This window comes from Candidatus Rubrimentiphilum sp. (assembly GCA_035710515.1).
Classification (GTDB): domain Bacteria; phylum Vulcanimicrobiota; class Vulcanimicrobiia; order Vulcanimicrobiales; family Vulcanimicrobiaceae; genus Rubrimentiphilum.
Window position 1 is genome coordinate 1 of the sequence record DASTDE010000003.1, and the last position, 23,748, is coordinate 23,748.

Below are 23,748 nucleotides of genomic sequence, written 5' to 3' on the forward strand. Positions count from 1 at the left end.
CGCCACATTCGGTTTGAAGAACGAGCCCGGGTTCATGGGATCGACGTACTGGCCCGTGCCGGTCGTCGAGCATGCCGGGCACGCATTCGTGAACGGAATGTTAAACGGTTGGCCGTTGATGAACGCCGACGTAATGAAACCCGGTCCAATCGGATAGCCGATGTTCCACTGGGTCTGCGGGGAGATCCGCCAGCCGTTGTGCGTCTCGTACGAGAAGTCGAACGAAGCGACGAACGGCGAGAGGAAGCCCACGCGGTAGATGTTGCCCAGCAACACCGACTGCGCCGGAATGGACGGATAGAAGTCCTCGCTGCTCGAGCCGGGGATGACGGACGAAAGCTCGTTCTGATACGTGAAGCTGACCTGGCCCGAAAGCCCGTAGGTCTGCTCCTTGGTGAACTGCAGCTCGATGCCGTCAGCCTGGTTCTTGCCGAGGTTGTTGGCCGTCGACGGGTTGAACAGCTGCGCGCCCGTAATCGGGTTGAGCAGCGGCACGCCGCCGACGAACTTCGGCGTAGAGACCAGGGCCGTCTCGTCAAACGCCTTGCGATACCAGGGCGTCAGTTTGAACGAGATTCCGTTCAGCCAACCGCGCGTGAACTGGTGTTCCCACGAGAAGTCGATGTTGGTGAAGACCGTGGGACGCACGGGCATCAGCGGCACGCCGCCGGCGAATTCCCGGGCGTTGTCCCAATAGAGTTGCTCCGCGTAGTTCGCGCAGATCTGGTCCCCGAGCGCTCCGCAAGCGAAGCCACCAGCTCCCAGATTTGACGGTATCGCGAAGAACTGCCGGTTCGGACCACCAAAGTAGTCCATGTTGGCAGAGAAGTCGACCAGGCCGAGCGTCGGGAGGTTGATCGAACGTCCATAGGACGCGCGGATCGAGTCGTTGGCGCCAAGCCGGTAGGTCGCTGAGAAGATCGGTTCCGGAACGACCGGACGCCGCGACTGATTCGTCAGTTGCGGGAACGTCGCTACCGGGCACAATCCCAAGTGACCGCCAGGATCCGTCGCAGTCGTCGAAGTGAGGCCTGTGATCGGATTCGTGTAGATCGTGTTCGCATTCGGATTCGTGCTCGGCGTGGTCAAGAGCACTCCGTTTGCGTTGGTCGAGTACGTCGGTAGAAAGACCGACGTGCAGGTGTACGGATCGATGGCAGCATTCGGATAGCCGAAGCTCGCTCCGTCGAAACGTAGACCGCCTTCGATCTTCAGTTTGTCGTTCGGCGACCACGTGTCGTCGATGTAGGCTGCCCAATCGTGACGCTCCACCGACGTATTCTCATACGCCCGCGGAACCGTTTGCGGCGACGTCACGTTCGAAACGCCGTTGGTGTAGATGTAACCGCAGCCGGAGAGCCCAACGGCCGTGCATTGCGCGGCTGTCAGGAAGTCCTTCTGTTCGCCGTGTTCGAACTCGAGGTCGATGACGCCCAAGTCGTTCGCCGGAGCGTCGAATACGGGCACGAGGTACTTGTACTCACCGCCGGCTTTGAACAGGTTCTTGTCGCTCAATTGCCGCGTGTAGTCGAGTTTGTAGCCCGAGGTTCTGCCGCCTTGGAGCTGCCGGCGTGCCGAGTTGAACGACGCGTAGCCGCCCGCAAGCGGGAGGTCGAACGTCGTCACGGCATCCAGGTGATACGCCATGGCTTCGAGGACGCTTGAGCTGTTGATGTTCCAGATGTAGCCGAGCTTGAATGCGGCGTTAGGCTGGTAGTTGATCTGCGGCCGCTCGTTGGTCGATCCCAGCGTCTGGTTCAGCTGGCTTTGCTGCGGATAGAGCTGAATCAGGCTTTGGATCGTGGTGACGTTGAGCGTCGGATTCAGCGTGTAGCCCGTGCACGTCAGTGCCGTCGGGCAAAGGCCCGGGGCGCCGGTCAGTGACGGAGCCGCTAATCCGGCGAGGCCGACCATCTGTTGCAGCGTGAACGGATCGCACGTCGCGTAGCACAGCAGATTGTTGCCTTGGCCGAAGTTGAAGCCCGTGTAGAAATTGCTCTGGCCGATGTCGGTGAAGAACTGCAACGCTTGGTTGTTGTTGTGACCGAACTTGTAGACCAGGTTGCCCAGGAACTCACGCTTCGTTTGATAGTAGCGCGAGAAACAGGTGCCGATCAGCAAGCAGTTCATCGAGAGCGTATTGAACGCGCTGTTTTGGTTGTTGTCCGAGAGCGCCATGTAGGCGGAGATGCGGCCGTTCGGCGATGCAAATCCCCACTCTGCGTTGGCGATGTGTTGGAATGCCGGCGAGCCGATGCCGAACAGCCCCGTCGCAAAGCCCGGATATGCTCCGCGCTTGGCAATCAGGTTGAAGGTACCGGTGCCGTAGTTGTCCTGGGACGCGTTGCCAAGGCCCGGCGTCAGCTGGGCGCTTTGCAGTCCGAGACCCGGAACGCTCAGCGAGTTCGTAAACTGGTTCGTGAACGCATCCGTAAACGGAATGCCTTCGAATTCAAAGTTCTCTTCGTTCTCGCGGCCGCCCCGGATAACCGGATAACCGCTGCTGTCGAGTGAACCGCCGGGCAGCGACGTAATAAGCGTCGATTCCGCGAGGTTCAGCGACGTGCCGAGAATCGTTTGAACTTGGTGCTGGGTAACGTTGTACGTATTCACCGTTTGATTCGGTTGAAACGCACCACCCATGCTCCGCGAGGTCACGTGAACGATCGTCTTCAGTGACTTGACCAGCGTCGTACTGACGGTGGTCGTCAAATCGGCGAAAACGTTTTGACCCGGAACGGAGACCGGCTCGTATCCCGCAATGGTGAACGAAACCGAATAGGTGTCGGGTGATAAACCCGCCATAGAAAAGAACCCGCGGCTATTCGTCGTGGCCGTAGCGCGCCCGGTAGGCGCGACAGCCGTGACTTGCACGTTAGCCAGTGGTGCCGATGTCGCGGAATCCGTAACGGTTCCGGCTAGGATCCCCGTCGTTCCCGCAAACGCCGGCGCACATGACTGAACGAGCAAAAAGCCCGAGATTAAAAGTGCAACGGACAAACGTAAAATCGTCCGCGCACTTTGCTTGCCATGAAAAGAGCTCATTAGCTTCCCTTTCAAGAGATGCAAATAGCGCCGCTAAAATGGGCAGACCCCGGTCTACCTGTTGAAGCCGATTCCCCCAGGCGACTTTAATCCCTTTTTAAGGAATGGGCCCTAGGCTCTATATGCCCCGCCCCTGTGTCATGATTTTGTCACAGTACATTAAGGGCCTAAAAGGTCATGGTGACGACGATGGTGTCGGTATAGCCCCCGACCGAGACGTCGTTGGCTCCGCCCGAGATGGCGGCGGGTATGAACCCAAAGACGGTGGCGGAAAAGGCCACGTTGTTCGCGCAGCAGCCCGAGGCCAACTGGACGCTGGCCGTCGTCGCGTCGAGGGTGGGGTTTCCCCAGATCGTGGCGTGAGCGGCCGTCGTGTAAAGGTTGTAGGTAACGACGTCGGCCGAGTCGCCGTTGGTCAGGCAGGCTCCGGACGTGCAGGCCATCTTGCGGGGATGATAGGTCGTAGAGCCGCCCTTGCTGAGCGTAATGATCGGTCTGACCGTGCTGCTGCTTCCGGCGGTGCACAATCCGTTAATCGTTCCCGTCGACGAAACAGCGGCGCCGTAAACATCATAGTTCCCGAACAAAACGCTCGGAGAACTCGTGAAGCCGCAAAGCGGCGCGGCCTGGACTCTGTGAGGCCACAGCACGATCGCCAAACATGCGAACGCGACGATCCAAAGGACATGCCGGCGCATGCGCTTACTTCAGAAAGTTTCCGAAAGCGAACGGCTGCGCGCCAACCGCGATCGTGTTGGTCACGGCGTTGGTCAAAGTCGAAATAACCGACACTGTCCCACTGTTTGCATTGGCCACGTAAACCTCGGTGCTGCTGACGGAAACCCCTTCCGGAAGCAGGCCGACTCGAACCGTCGCGACGACGGCGTGCGTTGCGGTGTTCAATACCGTTAACGTATTGCCGCCGTTGTTGCTGATGTAGGCAGTCGTTCCGGCTGCGTTGAGGGCCACGCCGGCGCAGCCGCCGCTGAACGGCTGGAAGGCTGCTTCCGTTCGCGTAACAGTATTCACGTACGACAAGCCGCCGTTGTCGCAAACGTATAACGTCGAACCGTCAGGGCTCAACGCAGTCCCGTTGGCGGAGCCGCTCAAAGCGATGCTTCCAAGATAGGCGCCCGTGCCCGTGTCATACATGCCGACATCCGCCGTTCCCAAATCCCCGACATAGAGCGTGGAGCCGTCGGGACTGACAGCCGGCATGAACGGCAAGGCGCCGAACGGGGCGGCGATTTGCGACGTGACGGTATTTGTGCTCGTGTCGATAACGGCGATCGACCCGAGCGAGTTGCCGTCATTGGTTGCCACATAGACGCGTGAACCGGAGCGATTGGACGCGACACCGTACGGGGTTTGTCCAACGCTAATCGTCGCCGGCACTTGCCCGGTAGCCGCATTAATGACCGAGACCGATGCATCGAACTGATTGCCGACATACACGGAGTTACCGGCAACGCTCACGCCGTACGGATTATTGCCGACCGGAATTGTTCCGGCAACCCGGTGCGTGCTCGTATCGATCACCGAAACGTTGTTGTCGCCTTCGTTCGGAATGTACGCCGCGTGCAACGGCTGCGGAGCCGGAGTCGGCGTCGGCGTCGGGCTTGGATTCGGTGTCGGTGTCGGCCCCGGAGTTGAGCCGGGCGGAATCGGCGTCGGCGCCGGCGTTGGCGTCGGGCCGGTGCCGTTGTCGCCCAGGCTGCACGGCGTCAGCGTATACACTTTCGAGAAGTGACCGGTCCAGCGATCGTCCGGACCGTCCTGCGTCCCGTTACCGCCGCCGTGCGCGAGTGAAGCTTTGAAGTTTTCCGGCGTGCCGGCGAAATCGTCGTTGGGATATGCGGTCGCGCTCTTGTCGTCCATCGGCTTGACGCCCATACCGTTGTAATCCGCGCCGAGCGTCGTGTACGATGCGGCGGCCCAGCGCCAGTTCAACGAAATGCCGGGCGTGTCGGTGCTGATGACGGCAGACCACGTCGCATTCTTGGCATCTTTTAGCCCGTCCGATACGGCATAGCGTCCGCCATCCGCAAAGAAATATCCCGGAATGCCTGTCGGCACGATCTCGTGCCATGCTTGCGCGTCGTCGTGGAACAGCACGCTTCCCGCAATCGCGGACGGCGAGATCGTGATGACGCTGTCCGGTAAATTCACCGTCGAGGTAACGGGCTGCGGCTTATCCGAATCCTTCTGATCTTTTGGCGGCGGCGCACCCGGGGTAGTGAACGTTACCTTGACGCTCGTCATATAGATGTTGACGAGGTTAAAACCATTGCCCGAGGCGGTCATCGAGCTGTTGAACCACGCGGTCGTTCCCGCCTTGAGAATATCGCCGTCGAGATTTCCGGGAGCGGAGAACGTGCAAAGCGTCGGATCGATCTGGCGCGCTTTGCCGAGTGCGCTCATCCCGGAAGATGCACCTTGGCCGGCTATGCCCGGAACGACACTGCTGCCTCCGTGCGAACACGCCGAAACGATCGCTGCTACGCAAAGCGTAGCCACGACTCTCGTAAGGTTTCGCATCAGGGACGGCGCGATAACGTCCTCTTTCATAAAAAGCCGCGCAGCAAGCCGCGCGACAAGGTCCTTTGAACCACGCTCATCGTACCGTGGCCGCTCGGGCCGGGCAAGGACTTTTGGGGCCCTTAAGGTAGGAAGGACCCCTTTTTTACCTTCTTAATCACTTGCGGCACTGGAGCGTCCCAAGGTTCAGCAGCATCTGGGTCGAGGACGGGGCGACCAGGTCGAAAGTGCACTCGCCTTGGGCGTAACGGATCAGCGCCTTGTACTTTCCGGGTGGGATGTTTTCCAAGTAAAACTCGCCGCCCGTGCCGATATCCGAGCGGGTATCGAACCCGTTCCCCGACACGAGAACCTCGCCGTCGGCCGGAATCACGACCTTCCCGTTGTCGAGCACCTGCAACGTTCCGACGAGCGCCTGCAGACGAACGGCCGGAAAAGTAACCACGGCGCCGCCTTTGGGCGGCGGAGCGATTAGCTTCTGCTCCGTCTGCAGGCTGGTGTTGAGCGGGGCATCCGCGTCCTCTAACCGGATGGAATTGCCGTAATTAGGCAGCAAGCCGGTGACGAGGATCTTCCCGTGCTTGTTGGTCTTGCCGACGTCTTGATTTTCCAGATAGATGTGGACCCCGGGCGTGTCCGGGATATCGACCAAAGCAAATGAGCCGGTGACCGCACGGGTCGGATAGATCCCGTGACCGATCAAGGCAAGCCCGCCCGAAAGACGCAGCGTGTCGGTAAAGACCGAACCCCGGCCTTTCGAGTAGTCGATACCGGCATCGCCGTATTGGCTGCGATACAAAAACGAGCCGTTAATCGTATGCGCCGAATCAACGGAAGCGATATACCCAAGCCCAAAAAGATTCTTGGGGGAAGCCTGCACTTGCAGGTTCGTACTGCCATTGAGCGGATCGATCTTCTCCGTCAGTGACGCGCCCAAGCGGCCGAATGGCCGAGTGAGCATCGCGACCACCGAACTATGCGGTCCGGACGTTGAATTCGTATCCCGCTCGACCGTAACCGCAAGACTAAATGTTTTCGCGATCGTGCTCGAAGCTGTCAGCGCGATCTGCGACGAGGCTCCGCCGTCTCTGTCGCCCCGGCGAAAGATCTGCAAACCGACTGACTGCCGCCCGAGCTGCGCCGTCAGGAATCCGGTAATCGCGCTGGTCGCACGGTCCGCCGACGGCGACTGGCTGATGTTGGCGTAGCTGCTCGACTGCGTAAGCAGCGTCACGCCGCCGCCGAAGCGCGGCGCGGCGTAGCTATAGCCGAGCGAGAGCGCGCCGCCCGTCAAGCCGGCCGCATGACTTGCGCCGAGTGCAAGATGCAGCAACCCGGGCTTCAACCGCAGATCGAAAACCGGGCCGAAACTTACGAGACCGCTGGACGCTTCGAATCGTCCGCCCGCGGTGAAAAGATTGCTCACGCCGAGCCGGTAATGCCCCATGACCGCACCCGGCCCATACCTGTCGCCGTCTTGAAACGCGTTGTTGCGCACCAAACCGGCCGCGTATTCAAAGTCGCTCGTTCCGCGAATCAGAAGATCGGAGCTGATATACGATGACTGCGTATAGGTCTGCGTGTGACCGAAAGCGTCGGTGACGACCACTTGCGTCGTCGCGCTTCCGCTGGCTACGGGCAACCGCGTGAGATCGAAGTTGCCCGGCGAGAGATCGATGCGGCTCGTCAAGACGCCGTTAACGTAGATGTCCGCGGTGGACGGCGATGTAACCGCGCCGCTGAATCCAGGCAACGGGTAATGAATGGCGTACGGATCGAGATCGAAAGCGCGCGCGCTGGCAATGCCGCCTATAAAAGTCGAGCCGCCTAAGTCGCCGGTCGACTCCACGAAATCGCCGTACACTTGGCGCACGGAGCGCAGCCGGTCATCGTTCTCGAAGTACGTCAAGCCGCGATGCGCCGATGCGCCGGTCGCGAAGTTGAAAGAATCGTACAGCACGTGTGAACCCCGGTTTATTCCCGTTTCCAGAAATGCGTTGGCGTCACCGGCGCTGGTCCGGCTCGCCGAGTAGTTCACATACGCGCTGCGAGAACCGGTGTACTCAACGTTCGCGGGGCGGGCGCGAACGAGGTCGAGTTGGATCGACGGCAAGAACTTCGGCTGCACCGTGACGTCGAGCGAGAGCGAATCTTCATTTAAATTGTAAACGACAGCGGGCGCAAGTGAGGCCAACGACACAAAAACCTGGCCGCGAATCGTTTCGCGCTTACCGCCCAATCCGTGGATGCCGCCTTGCTCCAATGCGTCGATCGGAACGAGCACGTCCTTGTCGCGCAGAATCGCAACGGTTTCCCCTTGATCGAGCGTGTTGACGTGCAAGGTCACGAACGCTCGCAAATCCGCCGCCCTAACGGGCGGCGGACAAACAAGGCAGAGAAACGCGAAGAGGAGGCTTAGCGCGCCGAGGTGGTACCGCACTGCTTACGCACTCCTGCGAACGTTTCTCCGAAACGCCCCGCATCGGTGCGTACCTGAACCGAGAGCGATGACAGCGCCGCGCAGCGCGCCGCTGAGATCGGAACGACAAAATGGCGCGTGCCGCCGGCCAGCACATACCATCCGGTGATGTTTTGCGAGAACAACTGCGCACCCGCGCCGCTTTTCCCGCTGATGACCACGCTCTGAATCGAGAAGTGCGTGTTGCCCGTATTGACAACGTCGAAGTTCACGGCGCCCTTTTGAACCGATCCGCTGCGAACGGCTCCGGAAACAACCGGCGACCCGGCCGGCCGCAGGAAGACCGGGACTCCGACTTTCAACAGCAGCGTCACTTGTGCCCGGCCTTTGGGTCCCAGAACGCTTTGCAGCGACGGCAGTTCTTCCATGAAAACGCGGTACGTTTTTTCGGTCGGACCTTGAGGCATGGTCACGCCTACGCGGACGCGCTTGGTCTCGCCCGGATCGAGCGAGAGCAGTTGCGGGAAATACACCAGCTGGTCCGTCTTGGCCAGCTCTACCTGCCCCGACCGGCTTTGCGACCAGGAGAACCCGGTCACCTGAAGGCGCAGTTTTTGCGTCGTCTGGTTGGTCACGGCAATTGATGCACTGGAGTTGGTCTTCTCGAGCGTGATGATGATCGGATCGACGGAGAAGGTCGCGGCCTTCACGGCTCCGCCCAATGCCAAACATGCTCCGAGGAATAATGCAAGCGCTCGCGCGCTAAAAGTTAATCGTTGCGACATAATCTCCACTGGAATTCGGCGCTGGGGTTGCGCCTCCGCCCGTCAGCGGAAGCTGCACGTACTGGACGGTCACCAAAGGCTTCGTCTGGTTCGGTGACATCGTCTGGGCTAGCATGTTCGATATCTGGTCCGCCAGTCCATTCGCTATCTCCGTCGTGGTCATAGGGGCAGGCGTTGCGGCCGGCGAGGCGCCCGGCCGTGGTGAGGACCCGGAAGCGGGCACCGGCGTGGGTCCGACGGGCGCGAGCGTCGGAGACGGTGTCGGAACGGTGATGGTGGACGGGATCGAAATCGTCACGCTGTTCGGGACGCGCACGCCCACGCGTATAGGGACCGTAAGCACGGTGGCGATAACAAGTGCGGCGACAGCCACGGATTGCATCAGAAATTCACCAGTGCTGTCAGCGTGTCGCTATAGTCGCCCGGCGTTGCCGCAGTGGCGCCTAAGACGCGTCCGTAGAGTGTGATCTTCACAGGTTGACTGGTGGCCGCCACGTAGGTAACGGTCTGCGTGCGGTTCCACACAACCGAACGCGCGGCGGCCGTGTAGATCTCGTAGAACACCGCGCCGTTTCCGCCGGCCGTTCGCATGGTCCGGTGCGTGCCGTTGTAGTACTGGCCGTTGTCGAGCGCTATCGAAACGCCGGCCGATCCTTTTGTGCACTGGATCTGCAGCGCATCGACCTGCGCGTCAACCGTTCCGTTCGAACTCGGATCGTACGTTCCAAAGTCTATTCCTTGCGGTGATTGCAACGCGCAATTCGCGGCCACGGCCGTCTTCACCGTAAGGGTAGACTTCGACGTGCTGTCGGCGCCCATCAACGCCACGGCGAACATGCTTGCAATCAAGATCGGCGCAAGCTGCTTCATTAGAAATTCACCGTCGCCGTTACCGAATCGGTATAGCTCGCCGCCGTGTAAGCATCTTGACCGCCGGGTATGCGCCCGTATACCGGCAGGTTTACGGTAGCCATGCTGGTTGACGTATAGCTGACGGAGTTCGTCGTATTCCATACCGTCGTTCGGCCGGAGGTTGTGTAGATTTCATACTGGAGCGTGTGCGACGCTCCGTCGACCATAAACCGCGTGGAACCGACGGCGTGCAGGCCCAGATTCAATGTGACCGTCACACCCGGCGCGCCGCGCGTGCATGCCACGGCGAGCGCGTTCGGAGCAACGTCGAGAGCCGCCGTGTTGTTCGTCACGACCGGGTCGTACGAGCCGAAGTTCAATGGCGTCGGGCTGGTCACCGTGCACTTCGCAATCACCGTTGTGGAGATCGCCATGTTCGTGCTTTGAGGACTGGCCCCGCTCCCCAGAAGAACGACGGCAAGGACCAGCCGGCTAGTAATAGACCGTGGCAACGACGGAATCCGTGTAGACGCCGACGACCGCGTCCTGCCCGCCCGGCACCCTGCCGTAAATGCTGATCGTGGCCCTGCCGCCCGTGACCGTTTCCGTGACCGGGGAGGTCCAGGGCGTATCGGCCGAGCGATCGCTGCCGGAAGCATAGATGTTGTAGTTCAAGTAGCTGCTCCCGTTGACCATGCAGCGCTGCGGCGAGGGCCCGCAGTGGCCGCCCGATGCGTTGGTTCCCAAATCGAAACCCAGCCTTACGTTACTGTCGATTGCGCAGTTCACAGTAATCGTTGTCGACGAGTCCAAACTCGCAGTTGCGTTTGTGGTGATCGGGTTGTACGTTCCGAAGTCCAGCGTGGGACTGCTGGCCGTGCAGTTCTGGTTGACCGTCGCATTGACGCTGAGATTTCCCGTGGCTGAACCCGAGGCTTCGGTGAGTACGGGAATGAGGATCGCAAGGGCGCCGAACAGCGCGGCAATCGCGCGCTCGCGCATTAGTAATTAACGGTCGCGACTACTGTGTCGGAGTAGGTGTCGACGTTCACGTCCTGGGTGGGTGGAACGCGTCCATAAATCGTCACGCTGGTCGGCGTCGTAATGCCGCCGGTGACGCTTTCGGAGATGGCCGTGGTCCAGACCGAACTGTGGCCGCTATCGCTGTAGAGCTGATAGTTCAAATAGTTGCTGTGCACGGCGCCGACCAAGCAGCGTTGCGGAGCGGCGCAGCCTGTAGGCGCGTTAGCCGAGTTTCCAAAACCGAGCGTGATGCCGGTCGCACCCTTGGTGCACGTCACCGTAATCGTCGTCGTTGCGTCGAGATTTGCGGAGTTATTCGTAACGACGGGATCGTAGGAGCCGAAAGCTAGAGTCGGGCTCGAGAGAATGCATTTCTGAGCTACGCTGGCCGTGACGGTGAGCGTACCGGTTGAAGAACCGGCGTCGACGGTGCGTGGGATCACCATTACAGCTGCTGCGAAAACCGCAGCAGCTGTAACATTAGCGATCCGGAAAAACCGGCGTGCTCTCACGGAATGCGTCTCAGTTCTTCTGCGAGGACGCTTAGTAGTTTACGGTTGCGACGAGGGTATCTGAGTAGGAGCCCGTCGGCACCGCTTGGCCGGCCGGAATTCTACCGTAGATCGTGAACGCGCCGGTGCTCGTTTCGGCAGTCGTCGACGTGCCGGTCAAGCCGAACAGCGTCGTGCGTGCTGAATCCGAGTACACGTTGTACGCCAGATAATTCGAGCCGGTCTTCAAGCAGCGATTGTTCGCGTCGGCACCGCCCGAAGCGGTATCGCACGAGCTGCCCGAGTTCGCACCGGTGCTGAAGCTGACCGAAGCCGGGCTTCCGCCGTTCGTGCAGGCGATCGTCATCGAGCCCGTGCCATCGTTCGGGTTCGCGTCGGCGCGATCGTAACCGGTAAAGGTGAGTGCGCTGGTCTGCGAGATCGTGCAGGTCGATGCGACGGTCGCTGAAACGCTGAGGTTGCCCGTCGAAGATCCGGCGAACGCATATGTTCCGCTAAATGCAATCGTTAGGGCAAGCGCTGAGCCGGCTGCCATGAGCATCCGGCGGGTGGAACTGAAACGCATTAAAAAATCTCCGTAAGAGAAATTGAGTGACGTAACGGCCGAACCCCCGAACGGCTCTTCGATAGTTTATAGCATAAGAGGTGCGTCCTACAAACGCCTTAAGCAGGCAAGCGCCGAATATTTTACGGCTCCTTAATTGTCAGCCACTACCTCGCGGATAAACGCTCTGTAAGCTCTGTGTTAGCGAGACCCAAAGGTCCTTAAACAACAGTGCCATCCCTGCGACAAAGCTCGGAATGACACTGTGCTTAAATGGGTCTAAAACGACGTCTGGAGAGCTAAGCGACCTAGCGGACGGCTAGATTAGAACTCTTCCTCCGGCTGCTGTTCCCGGAAGGGCTCGGGTTCTTCGCCTTCACCTATTGGAAACGTGGGAGGCTCGACCGCCGGCTCCTCTTCCTCCTCGAGGACGTAGCCCTGCTCTTCTTCGTCGGCTTCATCAGCCGGCTCGGCGTCAGGCTCGAGTTCTTCGATGACGTCGATCGCTCGCGCGCCCGGCACTTGCGTGTCGGCGTCGGCGGTCGCCATGGCGCCACCCACGGGTCCGCTGACAATCGGTTTGGAGTCGTCGATCTCTTCCTCTTCCTCTTCCTCTTCCGGAATTTCGGCTTCGCCCGTCACCGCCGATGCGCGCTGCGCCTCGGCTTCGCGTTGCGCGGCCGCAGTCTGCGTCATGCGCGGATCTTCGTCGCCCATCAGCAACCCGATCTCTTGCGCGCGTTCGCCGACGTCATCGTCGGAGATCTTGATCTCGACCTCTTCGCGGTTCTCCGTCAACACTTTGACGTCGAGCGCCAGCGATTGCAGCTCTTTGATCAGCACCTTAAACGACTCCGGCACGCCCGGCTCCATGACGTTCTCGCCCTTGACGATCGCCTCGTACGTTTTTACGCGGCCGACCACGTCGTCGGACTTGACCGTGAGCAGCTCTTGCAGCGTGTAGGCTGCGCCGTACGCTTCGAGCGCCCAGACTTCCATTTCACCGAACCGCTGGCCGCCGAACTGCGCCTTGCCGCCCAGCGGCTGCTGGGTGATCATCGAGTACGGACCGGTCGAGCGCGCGTGGATCTTGTCGTCGACCAAGTGCGCGAGCTTCAACATATAAATGTAGCCCACGGTAATCGGCCGGCTGAAACGATCGCCCGTGCGGCCGTCGCGTAGCCACGTCTTGCCGTCTTCGGGCAAGCCCGCGTCCTGCAGCCACTCGGTAATGTCTTCGGCGTGCGCGCCGTCGAAGACGGGCGTCGAAACGTACATGCCCAGCATGCGCGCCGCCCAGCCCAGATGCGTCTCCATGATCTGTCCCAGATTCATGCGCGACGGAACGCCCAGCGGGTTGAGCACGATGTCGACCGGCGTACCGTCTTCCAGGTACGGCATGTCTTCCTCGGGCAGCACTTTGGCGATCACGCCCTTGTTGCCGTGGCGTCCGGCCATCTTGTCGCCTTGCAGAATCTTACGCTTCTGCGCCACGTAGACGCGCACCAAATGATTGACGCCGGGCGAGAGTTCGTCGCCGTTCTCGCGCGAGAAGACCTTGACGTCGATGATCTTGCCCTTCTCGCCGTGCGGAACTTTCAGCGAGGTGTCGCGCACTTCGCGCGATTTCTCGCCGAAGATCGCGCGCAGCAAACGCTCTTCCGCGGTCAACTCGGTCTCGCCCTTGGGCGTGACTTTACCGACCAGGATGTCTTCCGGACGCACTTCAGCGCCGATGCGCACGATGCCGCGCTCGTCGAGATCCTTGAGCGAATCCTCGCCGACGTTGGGAATGTCGCGCGTGATCTCTTCGGGGCCCAGCTTGGTGTCGCGGGCCTCGCACTCGTACTCCTCGATGTGAATCGAGGTGAAGCGATCGTCCTTGACCATGCGCTCGCTGATCAGGATCGCGTCTTCGTAGTTGTAGCCTTCCCACGGCATGAAACCGACCAGGACGTTTTGTCCTAGCGCCAGCTCGCCGTCGTCCGACGATGGTCCGTCCGCGAGAATCTGCCCGCTGGTCACGCGTTCGCCCGGCAACACGATCGGCCGCTGGTTGATGCACGTGCCGGCGTTGCTGCGCGTAAACTTCAGCAAGTCGTAGGTTTTCTCGATGCCGTCGCCGTTCTTCACGACGACCGACTTGGAATCGACCGCCATCACTTCGCCCGGCTCGTCCGCCACGATCAGCGAACCCGAATCCTTGGCGGCGCGGTACTCCATGCCGGTGCCGACGATCGGCGCTTGCGGCTGCAAGAGCGGAACCGCCTGACGCTGCATGTTGGCGCCCATGAGCGCGCGGTTTGCGTCGTCGTGTTCCAGGAACGGAATCAATGCGGTCGCCACCGAGACGATCTGTTTCGGCGAAACGTCCATCAACTGCACGCGCAGCGCGGGCTCTTCGATGTACTCTTCCGCGTAGCGGCAGACGACGGATTCCGAGGTGATGCGGCCCTTCTCGTCGAGCGGCGTGTTGGCTTGCGCGATGATGTATTCGTCTTCGCGATCCGCGGTCAGGTACACGATCTCATCGGTCACGTTGCCGTCGCGCGCGACGCGGTAAGGCGTTTCGATGAAGCCGAACTTGTTGACGCGTCCGTAGGTCGCCAGCGAGCCGATCAAGCCGATGTTCGGGCCTTCCGGCGTTTCGATCGGGCAGATGCGGCCGTAATGCGAGTGATGGACGTCGCGGACTTCGAAGCCGGCGCGTTCGCGCGACAGGCCGCCCGGGCCGAGCGCCGAGAGGCGCCGCTTGTGCGTCAGCTCCGCCAGCGAGTTGGTTTGGTCCATGAACTGCGAGAGCTGCGACGATCCGAAGAACTCCTTAATCGCAGCCACCACGGGCCGGATGTTGATCAGCGCCTGCGGGGTGACGGTTTCAATGTCTTGCACCGTCATGCGCTCGCGCACGACGCGCTCCAAGCGGAGCAAACCGACGCGGAATTGATTCTGCAGCAGTTCGCCGACCGAGCGGATGCGGCGGTTGCCCAGATGATCGATGTCGTCCTTGCCCACTTGGCCGGTGCCGACTTTGATCAAACGGCGGATGACCGCGATCATGTCTTCGCGCGTCAGGCTGCGCTTGCCGATCGGCGGCATCTGCAGACCCGCGTCCTTGTACTCGTCGACGAATACGCTGGGCGTCTCGCCGCGCGTCTCCGGATTCGGATTGTCGATGCGGTACTGGAACTTGCCGTTGAGTTTATAGCGGCCGACGCCTGCGAGATCGTAGCGCTTGTCGTCGAAGAACAGCGACTCGAGCAGCTTCTCGGCGTTTTCCGCATTCTCAGGCTCGCCGGGACGCAGCTTCTTGTAGATCTCCTTGAGCGCGTCTTCGCGCGTCTTGACGTCCTTGTCTTTTTCGATCGAGTTGCGCACCAGCGGCGAGTCGTCGAACAGCTTCAGAATCGCTTCGTCGCTCTCCCACTCGAAGCCGAGGTCGGGACGCGACAGCGCGCGCACGAATGTCGAGACGTAAATCTTGCGGTTCTTGTCGATGCGAACGCCGATCGTACCCTCGGTCTCGTCGTTCTTGGTGCCGTTGTCGGTTTCGAACTCGATCCACGCACCGCGGTTCGGAATGATCGTGGCGTTGTACGTCGGGCGGCCGTTGGTGTCGGTGTCCTGATTGTAGTACACGCCCGGCGAACGCACGAGTTGGCTCACGATCACGCGCTCCGCGCCGTTGATCATGAACGTGCCCTTGTTGGTCATGAGCGGAAAGTCGCCCATGAAAATCTCTTGGTCGGGAATGCCTTTAATTTCGCCCGACTCGGCGGTGATCAGGCGCACGCGCACGCGCAGCGGCGCGCTGTAGGTCATGTCGCGTTCGCGGCACTCCTCAACGGAATACTTGGGCTCACCCAGGCTGTGTTCGCCGAACTCGAGCACCAGGTTGCCGGTGAAATCTTTGATCGGCGAGATCGAAGCAAACGCCTCGGCCAAGCCTTCGGTCTTGAACCACTCGAAGCTGGCCATCTGCAGCTCGATGAGATTGGGCACTTCCAGGACGTGCGGAATCTTCGCGAAGCTTACGCGCTCGCGTTTGGGTCCCGTGTCGGGCTGCTGTTCGACCGTGAACGCGCCCGTCGGCATCGGGAAGGTGCTGGATTGTACGGTTCCGGGAGCGCCGTCGACCTGGCCGGCCCTGCGCTTCGACCTTCCTTCTAAAGGCTCTGGGCTGCGGCTGCGCCTCGGCTTAGAAGGGGACTTAGGAGCCGTCGCTTTCGCCATTCGTTATCTCTCTCTTCGGGTGTTATATAAGGAAGGAACCGGTTGGGCCTGAGACCTGAGCACGCGAAAAAGAACGACGCCGACCACCCCGCTCGTGGTGACTCGTTCTTTCTTTTATATGCCTAGCGGCCAGGGCACAGGCGAATAGTATAACACCCGCCCAAAGCTCCTACAACCCTCCGGGAGGGGAGTTATTCGGGGGCCGGGGCCAGGCGGTGGCGGCTGGGCGGCTTCCTGAGGCGGCGGACGCGATCGAAGAGATGTCCGCCCAAGAGCAGGACGAACAGCCAAGCGATCGGCAGCAAGGCTGCAAAAAAGGAAATTTCCTCAACCACAAAGGGTTGGTGGTGCCGCGACATGTCAGGGGGAGTTTATCACACGCTTGCCCGGCGTGACAAGGCAGAAAGTGTGGTATGAACGTTAAGTAGGGAGTTGTACGGAAGGGCGGCCCACCACCCCATGCAGTGGTCCATTGACTCAGCAGACGCCTATTCGGTCGCAAGCGTCCGGAGAAGCGTGATCGACGAACTGCAGCAGGGTGCCGGCCCGGCCGCGGATCTGTTCACACTTGAAGTCGTCCTCGGCGAGCTGCTCGCCGCTGAGATGGAGCGCGGGCACCTCGCCCTGGCGGTCTCCCTCGAAAGCAACGAAGCCGGCCCCGCCGTTCATATTTATGCGCAAGGGCCGCCCGCCATCAGCAAAGACAACAACGAGTTCCGCCGCGCCATTCTGTTGAACACGCGCGTTCCGCTTACGATCGAAGCGAGCGCGCAAGGGACGCACATGACGCTGCGCATGCCGCCGGAGGCGTCGGCCGACGCCCTCTTCCGTTCGCGCTCGTCCGAGACATATCACCGCGCGCAGGAGATTAGCCGCCGCTATACCTACTAGGCCGCCATGAACCGCGTCGCGGCCTTTTTCACGCGGGTCTTCGAATACGCCGTTCCCGATCCGTATATCTACGCGGTCGCGTTAACGCTGTTGACCGCGCTGCTGGCTTTTATCTTTGCGCCGCACCACGCGCCGGTCGAGCTCTTGAGCTCCTGGTACAAAGGCATCTTCGACATCCTCGCTTTCGCGCTGGAGATGATCCTGATTCTCGTCACCGGTTATGCGCTGGCGAGCAGTGCGCCGGTCGCGCGCGCTTTGCAGTGGCTGGCGGCGCAGCCGCGCTCGGGGAAGGGCGCCGTTACGCTGACGTTTCTGGTCTCGGCCTGCGCGTGCTGGCTGAACTGGGGCTTCGGGCTGGTCGTCGCCGGATTGCTGTCGCGCGAGATTGCCAAGCGCATGCGCATCGATTTCGGCTGGCTCGTCGCGGCCGCGTATAGCGGATTTCTGATTTGGGCGAGCGGCTTGTCCAGTTCGATCGCGCTCGCGCAAGCCACCCCCGGAAGCAAACTCAACATCGTGCAGTCCGTCACGGGCCAGGTCTTGCCGCTCAGCGCGACGATTTTCACGGCCTTCAATCTTGTTCCGGTGCTTGCGCTGCTTGTTATCCTACCGTTTGTTTTGCGCGCACTTGAACCGAGCGACGTGGTGGAGGCGCGCGCCGCACTCGGCAACACTAGTGTCATGGTGAGCCCGTCGAACCACGACCGAGCACTGCCGCAGGCAGGTGACGAGGTCAAGCACACCCTCGCCTCCGCGCTGGAAAATGCGTGGATTTTGAACGTCGTCATCGCGGCGGCTGGGCTGGGATATATCGGCTGGACTTGGGCAACGGCGGGCTTTTCACTCGACATAAACTCGGTGATCTTCATCTTCTTTTGCTTGGGGCTGCTGCTGCATTGGCGGCCGATTGCATACGTTGCGGCGGTGAACGACGCCGCGCGCATCACCGGGCCGCTAATCTTGCAGTATCCGCTGTACGGCGGAATCATGGGCATGATGACGGCAACGGGTTTAGCCGGCGTAATCGCGCAGTGGTTCGTTGCATTTTCCAGCGCCGCGACGTTGCCGTTTTGGAGTTACGTCAGCTCGATCGTGATCAGCCTCTTCGTACCGAGCGGCGGCGGACACTGGGCAGTGCAGGGACCTTTCGCAGTTCCGGCCGCCGTCAAAATGCACGCTTCGCTGCCGGCGACAGCGATGGGCGTGGCCATCGGAGAACAAGTTGCCAACATGATCCAGCCGTTCTGGGCGTTGCCCGTGCTGGCAATCGCGGGCGTCGGACTGCGCCGCGTGATGGCGTTCACGGTGGTGAGTTTTGCTATTGCGTTTGTCGTATTTGCGTTAGCGCTGTTGCTGCTGATTCCGCGCTAGGATGTTTTCCGCGGTCGTCCTAGCCGCGGCGTTGACGCCGCTGCAGATCTTCTTCCACGCCGAGGACACGTGGGAGGCGCGGAAGCTGCCGCCTTTTGTAGCGTTCGATACCGCGATCACGCATCGCACGGCCGGCGGCGCGATTACGCAGGGCAGCGAGCACGTGATCTTGCGCACCTTCGATCATTGGTGTTCGACGATCGAGGTCGATCAAGGTGCAGCCGAACCGAAGACCAGCCGCGGCTTGAACTGCTTAGGGCCGGCGTATTCGCCGCTCGGATTCAATATTTCATCGGTCTATCCGGCCAGCACCCAGCCGGACCCGTTCGTTCCGTCGCAGCTTCCCGTAATCGCGCACGTTCGCGCCATCCACTACGACGTGACGTTCGCGGACGAACAAACCATCGACGGTGCGCTCGCGTACCATTTACTGCTGCGGCCGCTCGGTTCGCCCGAACATTACCCGCTGCGAGCGCTCTGGGTTGATGAGAGCGATTTCCAAGTTCGCAGATTAACCTACGCGGAAAACCCGAGCGGCTGGAGCGCTTCGATCGACTATTCGTTCAAGCCGTACGGACCGCAAGGCATTTGGTGGATCTCACAGATCGATGCAAGCTGGCAGCCGGGGCAACATTTAAACGAGCCTGCTTTTACAAGCACGCTCGTTTTGCACAATGTGAGTTTTCCTTCGGTTTAGAGGCGGCTCCAGGACGTCGTGTTGCGCGTGCAGTGCCAAGAAGCGTGCAGCGACAGACTGAGCGCCGGATGGCGCAGCGCCGGAATGTGCGCGGCCACCTTGACGGCTTTGACTTTGCGAAAACGCGGTGCGCTGCCCAAGACCGAGCGTCCCTTGCGGGTCCGTGCCATCGGTTTTGGCGCAAGCAGCATGGTCATCTGGGACAGCTATTATAGCAGGGCAGCCCAAGAGGCGGCCTTATGAGAGCCGTTCCCGGCCGTGCGGCGAGGTCAGATCGAGTACCGGACCGATCGGGACGATGCGCGTCGGGTTAATCTCGGTGTGCGTCACGTAATAGTGGCGCTTGATGTGATCGAAGTTCACAGTTTCCGCAATGCCGGGGATCTGATACAGATCGCGCAAGTAACCCCAGAGGTTGGGATAGTCCACGATGCGGCGCAGATTGCACTTGAAATGGCCGTAATAGACCGCGTCAAAGCGGATCAGCGTGACGAAGAGCTTCCAATCGGTCTCGACCGGATGCGCGGCGATTAAATACCGGCGCGTAGCTAGGCGCTGCTCCAACTCGTCGAGCGTCTCGAAGACGCGATATGCAGCTTCTTCATACGCTCGCTGCGACGTCGCAAACCCGGCGCGGTAGACGCCGTTGTTCACGGTTTCATAAATCAGCTCGTTGAGCGCGTCGATCTCCACGCGGTGCCCGCTCGGGTACAGATCGATGTGGTCTTTCGCGAGCGACTCAAATCCGGTTTCAAAGATGCGCATGATGTCGTCATCCGAGTTGTTGACGATCCGTTTGGCCCGCTTGTCCCACAGCACCGGCACCGTCACGCGGCCGCGATAATGCGGGTCCGTCGCGATATACGCTTCGCTCAGAAAGTGAAAGCCGTTGATTGGATCGCGCGAGTAGCCGGGTCCGTCGCGGAATGCCCACCCACGTTCGTCGCGGATCGGATCCACCGCCGTCATGCCAATCGCATCTTCGAGCCCTTTGATCTTGCGGACGATGATCGTTCGCGATGCCCACGGACAGGCCCACGATACATATAAGTGGTAACGCCCGGCCTCGGCAGCAAACGGTTCCCGAAATGCGTCGTCCTGCCGCTTGAAGTTTCCGTCGCTGCTCTGCTCGTCCGGAAATTGCGGCTTGATCCCGGTGCTCACGTGCTCAGCCGCCGTTGAGCGCCAAAACGATTTCCGTTGTCAGCGCGACCAAAAACCCGCAGGCCAGCATTGTGGTTACGAGCGGCGTGATGCCCATGCTGCGCCGGAGCACGGCCCAGATCTCCCCGATGACGAAAACGAGCGCGCCGATTGCAGTCGCCAGAAACAAGACCGACAGAATCGGCGATTGGAACGTATACCCGACAACCGTGCCAAGAAAGGTCGGGCCGCCCGCGATTAAACCGGCCAGCCCGAGTTGTCCCCACGTCGGAACGACGCGTCCGGAAAGCGGCGCGGCGATTCCGAAACCTTCGGTTGCGTTATGGAGCGCAAAGCCGATGATCAAGCCGACGGCAATCGCCGTCGCGCCGCTCGCCGCCGAAGCGCCGATCGCCAAACCCTCAGCGAAGTTGTGCGCGCCGATGCCGATCGCGATGATTGCGGCCAGCACGAGCGGCTGATGCACGGTTGACGCGGCGCGGCTGCTCAAGCGGTTCGCAAGCAGACCCAGGCCGACCAAGCCGATAAATAGCCCGCCCACATACGCAATTGCGAGCTCGATGACACTCCAAGGCGGACCTCCGCCGTGCCAATAGCGTGCGGCTTGGACCAACGGCGCGGTCGCGCTGCCGGCAATTTCAACGACGAGATAGACGAGAATCCCGATTGCGAGCGCGTTCAGAGCGGCGATTGTCGTCTGCGAGACGTTGCGCATGCGCGCGATTGGCAGTCCCAAGAAGATCGTGAGACCTGCAATTGCGCCAAGCGCGACGGTCCATCCAAAGGACAACGCTGCCAGCGGGCCATGGCCGAATGCGGGCAACATCTTCCGCATCTCTGTGTTCATCGCGGCCAGCGTATTTGGCGTGCCTTCATAATGAATAGCTGTGATCAGGCCGTCCGGCATGCCGGTTCCATCTTCGGTATGGTCGATCACGTGACAGTGGACGATCCAAGTGCCGGGCTTTTGATTCGCATCAACCATCACGTCGACGCGCTGTCCGGGCCCGAGCAGCACCGTGTCTTCGACGTCGCGGTAGGTGACCGGCTGCGCGTCGCGCGCCACGATCAACTGATAATGGCCGTGCGTGTGCATCGTGTGCATGTTTTCGCCGGAGATGTTGATCCAGCGGATGCGCACCCGCTGACCTTTGCGTACTTCGATCGGCGTTGTGTAGGGATATTCTTTGCCGTTAATCGTGAAATGATTTTCGCTCAGGCTCTGAATCGGCCACGACGACAACATTTCGACGTAGTCGCGATCTGCGCGCTCCGCCGCCGGTGCGTGTGCGGGCAGCACGACGATCGCGCCGTATAGACCGCTGTTGAGCATCTCTTCGTTGTCGTGCGAGTGATAGATGAACGTGCCGGGCGTATCGGCCGTGAAGACGTACCGGTATGACTGCCCCTGCATGACGAGGGGCTGCGAGATTCCCGCGACGCCGTCCATGCTTACCGGAATCTCGTGAATGCCGTGCATGTGCAGCGTGTCGGGAACGCTCTGCTCGTTGCGGTAATCGATCACCACACGATCGCCTTGATGCGCGACGAGTGTCGGACCGGGAACGACGCCATTATAGGTTTTCGCGAGTACGGTCAAACTCGGCTGAAGCGACCACGGCGCATCGCGCTCGACGAGATGAAAGGTCCGGGTGCGTCCGCGTACGTCGGGAATCGCGGCGAAGGTGCCGTCTTCGCGCCGCACCAGTTTCGACTCGCCGGGAGCGGGCGTCGCTGCCGGAATTGCCCCTTGCAAGGGCTGCATTCCGATGCTGGCCGGATTTACGCCGGTGGTGGTTTCGTCGGTGTCCGCCAGCGCGGCCGGAGCCGCCAGCGCAAGAAGCAGGCCCAGGGCAAGTAAGCCTCTCCTGATTACAAAGTTTGGCACGCCTAACTTTTCTTCGGGAGTTAGGGCGTCGCCTCATTTAGGGCGCCGTTAGGTTACCAGAGCTCGCCGCCGCCGACCAGGACGTACAGAATCGGGCCGATGCCCCAAATTATGGAAACAACTCCCCAGATGATTTTTTGCGCGGTCGTCAGGTCATCTCGTCCGGCGAGGTTGATGAGCACCAGAATCCACGCAACCGGATGGAGGAATATCGAGATTAAGATCTCCAGCAGCAACTTCATGACCGTAGTCTATGCCAAACGGCGGCCAACGCCCTAGTGTCTAACCCGTTCCGCGCCCGCGCCAACGCGCCGGTGGCGCTGATTACCATCACCGTGATGCTCGGGCTGATTATGGCGATCATCGACGCGACGATCGTCAACGTCGCGCTCAACGACATCGCCGGCAACCTCGGCGCATCGATCGACGAGGTCGCGTGGGTCGCCACCGGCTACATTCTCGCCAGCGTCGTGGTCATGCCGCTCAACGGTTGGCTCACCGCATATCTGGGCCGCAAGAATTTTTACGCCGGCTGTTTGGCGATCTTCACGATCTCTTCGCTGCTCTGCGGGACAGCGCACAGCATTTGGCAGCTCGTCTTCTATCGCGTGATTCAGGGCTTCGGCGGCGGCGCGCTGCAGCCGACCGCGCAAGCGATTCTTTTTGAAACCTACCCGCCCGCCAAGCGCGGCGCCGCCATGGCTATCTTCGGTTTGGGCGCGATGGTCGGGCCGGCGATCGGACCCACGCTGGGCGGCTACATCATCGACAACTACACCTGGCCGCTGATCTTCTACATCAACATCCCGATCGGCATCGTGGCATTCTTGATGACGCTCATGTTCATTCCGAATCCGCATTTCTTGGAGAAACCAAAAGGGGGCGTGGACTGGATTGGCTTGGGGCTGCTCACGGCGGGCCTCGCTTCGCTCCAGTACGTCCTGGAGCGCGGCCAGCATGACGATTGGTTCGACTCCGGCACGATCTGGACGCTGTCGATCGTCGCGATCGTCACGCTCACGTGGTTCATCTATAAGACCATGCGCGACAAATATCCGCTGGTGGATATTCGTGTCTTTCGTTTTCGAACGTTTACGATCGGCAACATCATCGGCGTCGTGCTGGGATTCGGTTTATTTGGAACGAGTTTGATCTTGCCGTTGTACTTCCAAACGGTCTTGGGCTTTACGGCATTTCAAACCGGAATGGCGCTGCTGCCCGGTGCCGTTGCAACTGCGATCAGCATGCTCATGGTCGGCGCGCTCACTCGTTACTTGGATGCCCGCGCGATGGTCATCTTCGGCATGCTGCTCTTCGGGCTCTCAACCTGGTGGATGGGCGGCCTGACGCAAGATGCCGGCTACTGGGACGTCTTCTGGCCGCGCGTCTGGCAAGGACTCGCGCTCGGTTTTATGTTCGTTCCGCTGACTACCGTGACGCTTGGCGCGGTTCCAAAGGAAGAACTCGCCGGCGCGACCGGTGTCTCCGCGCTCATCCGTCAGCTGGGCGGCAGCTTCGGCATCGCGATACTCACCACGCTGCTCGCGCGTCAGGCCGCGATCGCGTGGAGCGAATTGGCCTCCGGCGTGACCAACGCGCACGGCTATTCGCTCGGCACGCTCACGAGTATTGTCGCGCAGCAGTCGGCGGTGAACAGTTACGACTACCTGTTCAGGCTCTCGGCCATCGTCTTCTTCGTCTCCGCGCCGCTGGTGATCTTCATGCGGCCCTCACGCCGCGCGGCGGCTGCCGCGGCGGCGGCTTTGGCGGCCGAATAGTCGAAGAC

20 protein-coding genes are annotated in these 23,748 nt (G+C 60.8%); 4 read left to right on the top strand and 16 right to left on the bottom strand.

The genetic code is table 11. The features are described 5' to 3' along the window. The 12 genes from VFO29_07275 to rpoB form a co-directional block, all read right to left on the bottom strand. Nucleotides 1–3,045: carboxypeptidase-like regulatory domain-containing protein (locus tag VFO29_07275; GenBank protein ID HET9393300.1), on the bottom strand; the 3,045-nt coding region annotated here is incomplete at its 3' end. Between the two features lie 167 nt (nt 3,046–3,212). Next, the gene (locus VFO29_07280; GenBank protein HET9393301.1) at nt 3,213–3,743 is read right to left on the bottom strand and encodes a spore coat protein U domain-containing protein; all 531 of its coding nucleotides are present in this window, start codon (nt 3,741–3,743) and stop codon (nt 3,213–3,215) included. 4 nt (nt 3,744–3,747) lie between these two features. Next, nucleotides 3,748–5,562 (bottom strand): hypothetical protein, encoded by a 1,815-nt coding sequence (locus VFO29_07285; GenBank protein ID HET9393302.1) that lies wholly within the window; start codon nt 5,560–5,562, stop codon nt 3,748–3,750. 178 nt (nt 5,563–5,740) lie between these two features. Beyond that, nucleotides 5,741–7,930, bottom strand: a complete 2,190-nt coding sequence (locus VFO29_07290; GenBank protein ID HET9393303.1) for a fimbria/pilus outer membrane usher protein — start codon at nt 7,928–7,930, stop codon at nt 5,741–5,743. Nucleotides 7,931–7,998: 68 nt separating this feature from the next. Then, nucleotides 7,999–8,712 (bottom strand): fimbria/pilus periplasmic chaperone, encoded by a 714-nt coding sequence (locus VFO29_07295; protein ID HET9393304.1) that lies wholly within the window; start codon nt 8,710–8,712, stop codon nt 7,999–8,001. 52 nt (nt 8,713–8,764) lie between these two features. Further along, nucleotides 8,765–9,169 (bottom strand): hypothetical protein, encoded by a 405-nt coding sequence (locus VFO29_07300; GenBank protein HET9393305.1) that lies wholly within the window; start codon nt 9,167–9,169, stop codon nt 8,765–8,767. Further along, nucleotides 9,169–9,657: a spore coat U domain-containing protein gene (locus VFO29_07305; protein HET9393306.1), complete on the bottom strand. Its 489-nt coding sequence runs from the start codon at nt 9,655–9,657 to the stop codon at nt 9,169–9,171. The genes VFO29_07300 and VFO29_07305 overlap by 1 nt, the downstream gene beginning before the upstream one ends. Continuing rightward, nucleotides 9,657–10,073: a spore coat protein U domain-containing protein gene (locus VFO29_07310; GenBank protein HET9393307.1), complete on the bottom strand. Its 417-nt coding sequence runs from the start codon at nt 10,071–10,073 to the stop codon at nt 9,657–9,659. The genes VFO29_07305 and VFO29_07310 overlap by 1 nt, the downstream gene beginning before the upstream one ends. A 58-nt stretch (nt 10,074–10,131) precedes the next feature. Then, nucleotides 10,132–10,641: a spore coat U domain-containing protein gene (locus VFO29_07315; protein HET9393308.1), complete on the bottom strand. Its 510-nt coding sequence runs from the start codon at nt 10,639–10,641 to the stop codon at nt 10,132–10,134. Continuing rightward, on the bottom strand, nt 10,641–11,108 hold the full coding sequence (locus tag VFO29_07320) for a spore coat U domain-containing protein (protein ID HET9393309.1): 468 nt from the start codon (nt 11,106–11,108) through the stop codon (nt 10,641–10,643). The genes VFO29_07315 and VFO29_07320 overlap by 1 nt, the downstream gene beginning before the upstream one ends. Before the next feature lie 97 nt (nt 11,109–11,205). After that, nucleotides 11,206–11,739, bottom strand: coding sequence for a spore coat U domain-containing protein (locus VFO29_07325; GenBank protein HET9393310.1), 534 nt, complete (start codon nt 11,737–11,739; stop codon nt 11,206–11,208). Between the two features lie 303 nt (nt 11,740–12,042). Beyond that, nucleotides 12,043–15,813: a DNA-directed RNA polymerase subunit beta gene (gene rpoB, locus VFO29_07330; GenBank protein ID HET9393311.1), complete on the bottom strand. Its 3,771-nt coding sequence runs from the start codon at nt 15,811–15,813 to the stop codon at nt 12,043–12,045. A 597-nt stretch (nt 15,814–16,410) separates the two neighbouring features. Between rpoB and VFO29_07335 the strand changes: the two genes are divergently transcribed. From VFO29_07335 to VFO29_07345, 3 genes are read left to right on the top strand one after another with little or no spacing between them, the layout of a single operon-like run. After that, nucleotides 16,411–16,842: a hypothetical protein gene (locus tag VFO29_07335; GenBank protein ID HET9393312.1), complete on the top strand. Its 432-nt coding sequence runs from the start codon at nt 16,411–16,413 to the stop codon at nt 16,840–16,842. Nucleotides 16,843–16,848: 6 nt separating this feature from the next. Further along, nucleotides 16,849–18,213 carry a TIGR00366 family protein gene (locus VFO29_07340; protein HET9393313.1) on the top strand — a complete coding sequence of 455 codons (1,365 nt, stop codon included), beginning with the start codon at nt 16,849–16,851 and terminating at the stop codon, nt 18,211–18,213. A gap of 1 nt (nt 18,214) precedes the next feature. Beyond that, nucleotides 18,215–18,910: a hypothetical protein gene (locus tag VFO29_07345; GenBank protein HET9393314.1), complete on the top strand. Its 696-nt coding sequence runs from the start codon at nt 18,215–18,217 to the stop codon at nt 18,908–18,910. Here the strand turns inward: VFO29_07345 and VFO29_07350 are convergent. From VFO29_07350 to VFO29_07365, 4 genes are read right to left on the bottom strand one after another with little or no spacing between them, the layout of a single operon-like run. Continuing rightward, nucleotides 18,907–19,107 carry a hypothetical protein gene (locus VFO29_07350; protein HET9393315.1) on the bottom strand — a complete coding sequence of 67 codons (201 nt, stop codon included), beginning with the start codon at nt 19,105–19,107 and terminating at the stop codon, nt 18,907–18,909. The two genes, VFO29_07345 and VFO29_07350, sit on opposite strands and share 4 nt — an antisense overlap. Nucleotides 19,108–19,147: 40 nt before the next feature. Next, entirely contained in the window at nt 19,148–20,074 is a 927-nt protein-coding gene (locus VFO29_07355) for a glutathione S-transferase family protein (GenBank protein ID HET9393316.1), read from the bottom strand. 4 nt (nt 20,075–20,078) lie between these two features. Beyond that, the gene (locus VFO29_07360; protein HET9393317.1) at nt 20,079–21,962 is read right to left on the bottom strand and encodes a multicopper oxidase domain-containing protein; all 1,884 of its coding nucleotides are present in this window, start codon (nt 21,960–21,962) and stop codon (nt 20,079–20,081) included. A gap of 53 nt (nt 21,963–22,015) precedes the next feature. Next, nucleotides 22,016–22,204 (bottom strand): hypothetical protein, encoded by a 189-nt coding sequence (locus VFO29_07365; protein HET9393318.1) that lies wholly within the window; start codon nt 22,202–22,204, stop codon nt 22,016–22,018. 36 nt (nt 22,205–22,240) lie between these two features. Between VFO29_07365 and VFO29_07370 the strand changes: the two genes are divergently transcribed. Then, entirely contained in the window at nt 22,241–23,740 is a 1,500-nt protein-coding gene (locus VFO29_07370) for a DHA2 family efflux MFS transporter permease subunit (protein HET9393319.1), read from the top strand. Nucleotides 23,741–23,748 lie beyond the last annotated feature (8 nt).